Here is a 6,552-nt window from a genome sequence, read left to right as displayed (position 1 = left end):
CCGCCTTCGTTTCTGCATTGCTGCTTCCTCTCGGGCGAAGAAAAGAATACTACGGATACCCGGTTATGTCAACACCTGCAGATCAGGGTTTTTGGCTGCCCGATCGAATGCGTGCCACACGGGGTTTTCAAAGCACCAAATCCCCACAACAAAACATCTGGACTTGGTATAAAAATAGCAGATCTGACCGATTTGCCTGTGAAATCCGCTGATACTGAAAGCTTATGTCCCTGAAAAGACAGCAATGGATTTTGCTTAAGCCAGACGAACAAATCCACCTGGTTTCACAGGGCTTCCAGCAGGTCTACATATATAAGTGGTTCTGATGCAGCAAGCCCACCTCTGAAGAACAGTCTCACCAGATTAGCTGTAGACATAATTTCCACATAAGATATGCTATAATTCAAAAAGCGAGGTTTAGCCCTCCAGGAGCACTGACATGAGTACACGTATCTACACCACCGAACATCCAGAACACGGAGATGTGGCTGTGATCAGTGGCTGGGACCCGGAAGATCGGAAATATTATCTGCTGGTTCAGCTGCTGGATTCCAAAGACCCGCCTCTGTATGACAGCCAGAACCGCAAAACCACTCCCTCTGGAATCATCCAGAGACTCAAGAGCATGGACCTCTCTCCTCCCCTGGTGCTGCAGGAAGACCTGGAAGATGATGCCGTCAACCAGCGGGACGGGTATTACCAGCACTACGGGTACATCAAACCCATCAAGAAAAGAAAGAGAACCCCTGCTTCATCCCTGGCTGCTCGTTAACCCGAGCAGTTTTTTGATTTCTGCTCCTGCCGCTGCAATGTCCTTCACTGGGCTTGCTGAAAATCCATGGGCGACAAACGGCACCTGAGCAAAGGTGTGGGTTTTGATGGTGGTGTCTTCCATGTTGCCGTGGTCTGAGGTCATGATGATTTTGACCTCCTGCTCCAGCAGACCTTCCAGAAAAGCATTCAGATGCAGCAGGTAATTTCTGGCAGCCATAACATCCTGGGCATGCCCCAGAAAATCGCTGAACCACAAATCCAGCAACACCAGATCCAGCTGCTCTGCAGCCTGGGCTGCCTGTCTTCCCCACTGTCTCACTTCCTGCAATGAAAGATAAGGGGCATACGGAGGCTCAAAATTCAGTCCCAGGGTGGTGCGAATCCCGGGAAAACCGGCTGGGTTGCGCACCTCTCCAGCATCCAGTACCGCCTGCACAATGGCTCCATGCTTGCCTGCAGGAGGGGCGTAGGTGGACGGATAGAAATTGAGCAGTTTAAAACTGCCTCCTGCCTGCACCAGTTGCCCTGGCGTTCCATGCTCCCTGATCACGGCCCTCAGGGTAGGACCAGGAACAGGTCCATAATGACGGTCCATGTGTTTTGCACCATTGATGCCTGTGATGATGCTGGTCTGTCCGGTTCCAGATTGGGGCAAGCCTGCTACACCCAGGGTGGCGTCGACTTTCTGTCCAGCCTGGATCAGCGGCAACAAAGCAGGCAAATCCTGCTCCCAGCAGCTTCCAACTGGAGCAGCTTCGGGATGGCCAATCCCATCCAGACACAGCCAGACCACAGGCATCAGAGGGCCTTCTGATGTTTCACGTGAAACAGGAGGGCATCAAAACCAACAGAAAAACAGCAGAGGACCCAAAGGTCTTCTGCTGTGCAAACACAAGGGAAAAGTGGCATTACCCTTCCAGTTTAAAGTCCTTGAATTGATCCCGCAATGCGCGTTTGAGGAATTTCCCGACTGTGGTTCTGGGAATCTCCTGCACAAACACGTAAGCATCTGGCAACCACCATTTGGCAAACTTCCCGATCAGGAAGGCATCCAGGTCTTCTTTGGAAGGCTGGTCATGGCCGGGTCGGACCACCAGCACCCCGAGAGGGCGCTCTTCCCATTTGGGGTGGGGCGCTGCAATCACTGCAGCTTCGGCAAGGGATGGATGGCCCATCAGGGCGTTTTCCAGGTCCACACTGGAAATCCATTCCCCTCCGCTCTTGATCAGGTCCTTGGCGCGGTCCTGAATGCTCATGTAGCCTTTTTCATCAATGGTGACGATGTCTCCGGTGTCAAACCACCGCTGGCCATCCAGTTCCACCTGGGTGGCACGGGTGCCTTCCGGGTTGTTGTAATACTCGCCACTCACCCAGGCCCCCCGGATCAAAAGTGCCCCCATGGTTTTGCCATCATGAGGCACATCTTGCAAATCCCCATCCACAGCCCGTACATCCACCAGAGGCACAGGAATCCCCTGTTTGGCCCGAAAGTGATAGCCCTCATCGCTGTCCATTTCGATGCCTGAAGGCACGGAGGCGCAGGTGCCCAGTGGGTGGGTCTCGGTCATGCCCCAGGCATGGAAAAGGTGCAGGCCCACCCGGTCACAGGCCCGGATCAGGGATTCGGGAGCGGCACTTCCTCCCACCACCAGCAGTTCCAGCTGGCTCAGGTTGTAAGGGGTGCCTGCAGCAATGGCCCTTTCCACCTCCTGCAGCAAACCCATCCAGATGGTGGGAACCCCGGCTGTGCGGGTGCACTTCTCCTCTGCCAGCAGTTTTGCCAGCGAAGCCCCGTCGCTGAAGATGGAAGCAAAAACCTGTTTGGCCCCCACCATGGTTGAGGTGTAAGGCAAACCCCAGGCATTCACGTGAAACATGGGCACCACAGGAAGCAGGGAATCTGAACGCTTGAGGTTGAGGGAATCAGGCAGAGCAGAAGCCAGGCTGTGCAACAACGTGGAACGGTGGGAATACACCACCCCTTTGGGATGCCCGGTGGTTCCAGAGGTGTAGCACATGCCTGCAGCATCGTTCTCATCCAGGGCTGGAGGGGTGAAGGTGGTGGGCTGGTCTGCAATCCACTGGTCGTAATCCAGCATTCCCGGGATGGGCTGGGGGGTGGGACCCATGATCACCACTTTTTCAATGCTGGGGCAGTGGGGCAGCAAGGCTGGCAACAGCCTTGCAAACACATTGTCGATCAGCAGGATGCGGTCCTGGGCATGGTTGATGATGTAGACCAGTTGCTCTGGATGCAGCCTGACATTAACGGTGTGCAGCACAGCACCCGTGATGGGAATGCCAAAATAGGCTTCCAGGTGCCGGAAGTGGTTCACGGCAAAGGTGGCCACACGGTCTCCCTTCTGGATGCCTGCTGCAGTCAGGGCATTGGCCAGCTGTCTGGCCCGTGCCACCATCTGGGCATAGGTGTAGCGGTGTTTGCCCGGAATGGGCTGTCCGGCTTCGTTCATGCCTGCCGGGATCAGGGAGATGATCTCACGGTCTGCAAAATACTTTTCGGCCCGGTCCAGGATGTGGGGGATGGTCAGGGGAAAATGCATGATGGTGCTGTGCATGAAAACCTCCAGGTCTGCCGTGAAGGGCAGCGAAGATGAAATTTTGAACTTGGTTCCATTTTATCAGTCTGGCTGCCTGCAATGGCAAACCCGGACACATGCTGCACCCCCATCAAGGTTTTGTCTCCAGGTCCTACCCCCGATGGTAAGGTTCTCCTTTGGCGATGGTGCTGGCCCGGTACAGGGCTTCGAGCATCACCACCATGGCCAGATCATGTGGAAAGGTGAGTTTTCCCATGCTCCACAAAAAATGGGCTTTGCTGCGCAGCTCATCGCTGTGACCATCGGGGCCGCCAATCACCAGGGCCATCTCTCCATGTCCAGAGAGCGCCACCTGTTCCAGATGCATGGACAGTTCCTCGCTGGTGAACTGCTTGCCTCTGGGGTCCAGCAGCATCAGGTAAGCGTTTCCGGTGGCTTTGAGGATGTCCTGGGTGGGATCTGCTCTGTCTTTCAGGCGGGTGGTCTTCAATTTGTGGTAGCGGGTCAGACGCTGGTGGTACTCCTCCCAGCCGCGTTTCGCGTAATCCAGGCGGGGTTCTCCCACCGTGATGAAATGCAGTCTCATGACTTCACCCTAGCACAAGCACAGAAGCCAGGAAAAACCCTGTTCTGGTGAATAAAAATACCGTTCTCCCCTTTGGAAATTCAGGCTTTTGGAGTACACTGACCAGAGAAGTATGAATTATGCGGCGGTTCTGGCATTTGTGATGGTGTTCGCGTTTTCCTTTCCAGTGCTGGTGAGGATTGCGAACAGCGTTGGCGTGGCCAGGTCCACCATTGTGATCACGGTGGTGCTGCTGGCGTTCCTGCTTTTCCTGACCCAGTGGGTCAGAATGCGGGTTTCCAGGTACCGCAACACCGTCAGCAAGATCGAGCAGGCAAAAGCACAAACCTCACAAAGTCCAAACTCAGACAGTGCATACTATGTGGGAGGAGAACACCTGGGGGAATTGCTGCTCAGGGTCGGCAAACGCCGCGAGGCCATTGCCGTTTACCAGCGTTATCTGGAGTTGCAGAGGTCCGAGGGCAAAGACGGGCAGGCCATCCTGACCCGACTGCAAGCCCTGAGATCGCAGGAGGAAGTATTGTGAAGGCTTACAAAGGCGTGGTGGTGGACGGCGTGGTCGTTCTGGAAGGGGTCAAACTTCCCGACGGCACAGTGGTCACTGTCACTGTGGGCGAAGCAGAACTGTTGCGCGCCACCATCAGCAACGCACTCCGTATTCGTCGCAACAAACGTGCCAAAGTTCGCATCAAGACCCAGCCCATTTATGCTGAAAAGCTGTCGCTGGAATGACTTGAGCCTCTGATTTCAACTTCTGCTTCACCTGGTGGCAAAATCACCCTTTAGACTGTAAGGGTGATTCATGTCACCCTTGTTCCCACGCCAGTAGGCAATTTATCGGACATCACCCTCAGGGCCCTGGAGGTCCTGAAAAACTGTGATGCCGTTGCCGCCGAGGACACCCGTCACACCGGCATCCTCCTGAAGCACTTCGGCATCGACAAGCCCCTGGTCCGCCTGGACCAGCACACCATCAGAGACCGCGCAGAGGGGGTGCTGGAAAAGTATCCCAGGCTGGCTTTTGTCAGCGATGCAGGCACCCCTGGGATCAGCGATCCCGGTGCAGAACTGGTTCAGATTGTGTTGAACCTGGGAGGGCACATTGAGGTGCTGCCCGGTCCCACTGCATTGATTCCTGCCCTGGTGCTTTCTGGTCTGCCCACCCAGCCTTTCACCTTCGAGGGGTTCTTGCCCCGTTCTGGCTCTGAGCGCAAGAACCGGGTGCAGACCATGATCGAACGCACCCACACCAGTGCTTTCTATGAAAGCCCACACCGTTTGCTGGACACCCTGGAGGAACTCAAAAAGCTGTGTGGTCCAGAACGTCAGGTCAGCATCACCCGTGAGCTCAGCAAGAAATTTGAAGAAACCTACCGGGGCAGCTTGCAGCAGGCCCTGGATCACTTCCAGAAGGGCATCAAGGGAGAGATTGTGGTGGTGCTCTCCCCTGCCGCTGCCCAGGATCCCACTCAAGGACTGGATTTCCGGGAACTGGCCCGCAAGCTCTATCAGGATGGCCTCTCCACCCGTGAGGTGCGGGACGAACTCATCAAGGCAGGTTTGCGTAAGAATGACGCTTACATGGTAGCCTTAGAGTTGCGTGAATCGTCCAGCTGAAGGACAAAGCCGTGGGCATTCAGGAAGAGGGATAGAGACATGAAACGAATCGCTGTGTTTACCAGTGGGGGCGACGCCCCTGGCATGAATGCGGCTGTGCGTGCTGTGGTGCGTGCAGCCACTGGAAAAGGAATTGAAGTGGTCGGCATCATGCGCGGCTATCAGGGCATGATTGAAGGCGACATGCGGCTGCTCGGCCCCCGGGATGTGGCCAACACCATCCAGCGCGGAGGCACCATCCTGCTGACCGCCCGTTCCAAAGAGTTCCGCAACCCTGAAGGGCGTGCAAAAGCTGCCGAGCAACTGAAAAAATGGGACATCGACGGTCTGGTGTGCGTGGGTGGAGACGGCAGTTTCCACGGTGCCCATTACCTGCACACCGAACACGGATTCAAAGTGGTGGGCTTGCCTGGCACCATCGACAACGACCTGTACGGAACCGATTACACCATCGGATACTTCACAGCGGTGGACACGGCCCTGGACTGCATTGACAAGCTGCGGGACACCGGAGCCAGCCACGAGCGGATTTTTGTGGTGGAAGTGATGGGACGCCACGCTGGCTTCATTGCCCTTGACGTTGGTATCGCTTCCGGTGCAGAGGAAGTGCTGCTTCCCGAGCACCCTACCCCCATTGAAGAGGTGATCCACACCCTCAAAGAAAGCGAAGCCAAAGGCAAGAAATCCAGCTTTGTGATTGTTGCCGAGGGTTATCCTGGTGGTGGTCAGGGCGTGCAAGATGCCATCGAAGCTGCAGGTTTTGAATCCAGATTGACCATTCTGGGTCACGTGCAACGTGGAGGCAGCCCCAAAGCCGAAGACCGCATTTTGGCTTCCCGTCTGGGAGAAGCAGCTGTGCAGGCGCTGGTGGAAGGCAAAAACGATGTGATGATCGGGGTCACCAACCACGACATCTCCCACACCCCTCTGGCCGACACCTGGGAAAAACGCAAAGATGTCAACGCACACCTGAGAAGCTGTGTCAAAACCCTTTCTGTGTAATCCCACAAACGTTCT

The 6,552-nt window shown here is 55.6% G+C and carries 9 protein-coding genes; 6 read left to right on the top strand and 3 right to left on the bottom strand.

Features of this window, described 5'->3' with window-relative positions; genetic code table 11:
- Together IEY52_RS26705 and IEY52_RS12890 are read left to right on the top strand one after the other, a co-directional pair.
- Nucleotides 1-234: hypothetical protein (locus IEY52_RS26705; RefSeq protein ID WP_229684776.1), on the top strand; the 234-nt coding region annotated here is incomplete at its 5' end.
- Between the two features lie 205 nt (nt 235-439).
- Nucleotides 440-772: a hypothetical protein gene (locus IEY52_RS12890; protein WP_189003095.1), complete on the top strand. Its 333-nt coding sequence runs from the start codon at nt 440-442 to the stop codon at nt 770-772.
- Here the strand turns inward: IEY52_RS12890 and IEY52_RS12885 are convergent.
- From IEY52_RS12885 to IEY52_RS12875, 3 genes are all read right to left on the bottom strand, one after another.
- Entirely contained in the window at nt 752-1,573 is an 822-nt protein-coding gene (locus tag IEY52_RS12885; protein ID WP_189003094.1) for a metalloenzyme domain protein, read from the bottom strand. The two genes, IEY52_RS12890 and IEY52_RS12885, sit on opposite strands and share 21 nt — an antisense overlap.
- Nucleotides 1,574-1,682: 109 nt before the next feature.
- The gene (locus tag IEY52_RS12880) at nt 1,683-3,350 is read right to left on the bottom strand and encodes a long-chain fatty acid--CoA ligase (RefSeq protein ID WP_189003093.1); all 1,668 of its coding nucleotides are present in this window, start codon (nt 3,348-3,350) and stop codon (nt 1,683-1,685) included.
- Between the two features lie 133 nt (nt 3,351-3,483).
- Nucleotides 3,484-3,918, bottom strand: coding sequence for a 23S rRNA (pseudouridine(1915)-N(3))-methyltransferase RlmH (locus tag IEY52_RS12875; protein WP_189003092.1), 435 nt, complete (start codon nt 3,916-3,918; stop codon nt 3,484-3,486).
- Between the two features lie 112 nt (nt 3,919-4,030).
- Between IEY52_RS12875 and IEY52_RS12870 the strand changes: the two genes are divergently transcribed.
- The 4 genes from IEY52_RS12870 to pfkA all read left to right on the top strand — a co-directional run bounded on the left by IEY52_RS12870 (nt 4,031) and on the right by pfkA (nt 6,537).
- Nucleotides 4,031-4,444, top strand: coding sequence for a hypothetical protein (locus IEY52_RS12870; protein WP_189003091.1), 414 nt, complete (start codon nt 4,031-4,033; stop codon nt 4,442-4,444).
- On the top strand, nt 4,441-4,650 hold the full coding sequence (locus IEY52_RS12865; RefSeq protein ID WP_189003090.1) for a hypothetical protein: 210 nt from the start codon (nt 4,441-4,443) through the stop codon (nt 4,648-4,650). Before IEY52_RS12870 ends, IEY52_RS12865 begins: the two co-directional genes overlap by 4 nt.
- A 63-nt stretch (nt 4,651-4,713) precedes the next feature.
- Nucleotides 4,714-5,535, top strand: a complete 822-nt coding sequence (gene rsmI, locus IEY52_RS12860; protein WP_189003089.1) for a 16S rRNA (cytidine(1402)-2'-O)-methyltransferase — start codon at nt 4,714-4,716, stop codon at nt 5,533-5,535.
- Between the two features lie 39 nt (nt 5,536-5,574).
- Complete coding sequence (gene pfkA / locus IEY52_RS12855; protein WP_189003088.1) at nt 5,575-6,537, top strand: 6-phosphofructokinase; 963 nt, start codon at nt 5,575-5,577, stop codon at nt 6,535-6,537.
- Nucleotides 6,538-6,552 lie beyond the last annotated feature (15 nt).

The organism is Deinococcus roseus (genome assembly GCF_014646895.1).
Classification (GTDB): Bacteria; Deinococcota; Deinococci; order Deinococcales; family Deinococcaceae; genus Deinococcus_C; species Deinococcus_C roseus.
This window is presented reverse-complemented; position numbering and strand designations above follow the sequence as displayed.